Annotated in this window: 1 tRNA gene and 2 rRNA genes; all 3 read left to right on the forward strand. The window is 52.7% G+C overall.

Annotation, left to right across the window (positions count from 1 at the left end):
- Positions 1–200 (forward strand): 16S ribosomal RNA (locus GJ688_RS19910); the annotation flags it as partial.
- A 326-nt stretch (positions 201–526) separates the two neighbouring features.
- Positions 527–643, forward strand: a 5S ribosomal RNA gene (gene rrf / locus GJ688_RS19915).
- Between the two features lie 49 nt (positions 644–692).
- Positions 693–768: transfer RNA gene (locus GJ688_RS19920), tRNA-Ala, on the forward strand.
- The last annotated feature ends 152 nt before the right edge of the window (positions 769–920 follow it).

The following is a 920-nucleotide window of genomic DNA, read 5'->3' on the forward strand; positions in this document are numbered from 1 at the left end:
CTAGTAATCGCGGGTCAGCATACCGCGGTGAATACGTTCCCGGGCCTTGTACACACCGCCCGTCACACCACGAAAGTCGGCAACACCCGAAGTCGGTGAGGTAACCTATATGGAGCCAGCCGCCGAAGGTGGGGTCGATGATTGGGGTGAAGTCGTAACAAGGTAGCCGTATCGGAAGGTGCGGCTGGATCACCTCCTTTCTATGGAGACTCGTCACGGTAGAGGATGAACCCTGCTAGTTTTTCTAGTGAAGGATGAACCCTCTACGCAGTGAGATGTCGAGGTCGAACCGGACGGAGACCTCCCAACAAGCTTCATGGATAAGCTGAACTGACCATTTAGTGTCCGTTCATGGTTTTTATGAAGCTCAATGGGACAGGTCCGGACGGAATGGTACGCACGCAATGCGACACAACTGTTTGATTTTGAGGGACTGGAGAAACTTACCGGTTGAAAAGCTCAACTAGGTATAGTAAACTCCTAACTCCGGTGATGAACCGGATGGACCTCAACAACTACAAACTGATCTGGTGGCAATGGCGGAGGGGCCACACCCGTTCCCATCCCGAACACGGTAGTTAAGCCCTCCTGCGCCGATGGTACTTGGGACGTTGGTCCCTGGGAGAGTAGGTCGTTGCCAGATTGTCCGGCGAAGCCGGCAAAACCGGATGCGTAAAGTATCCGGTTTATATGGGGCTATAGCTCAGCTGGGAGAGCGCTTGAATGGCATTCAAGAGGTCAGCGGTTCGATCCCGCTTAGCTCCACCAATTTTATCAAACCACTTGTCTCCGAACGGTGACAGGTTTGTTCCTTGAAAACTGCACAGAGGTAAAGTAAAGCGCAATTATAAGGTCAAGTTAGTAAGGGCATACGGTGGATGCCTAGGCGCTGAGAGGCGAAGAAGGGCGCGGATAACTGC

Source organism: Heliobacterium mobile (genome assembly GCF_009720735.1).
In the GTDB taxonomy this organism is placed as follows: Bacteria; Bacillota; Desulfitobacteriia; order Heliobacteriales; family Heliobacteriaceae; genus Heliobacterium; species Heliobacterium mobile.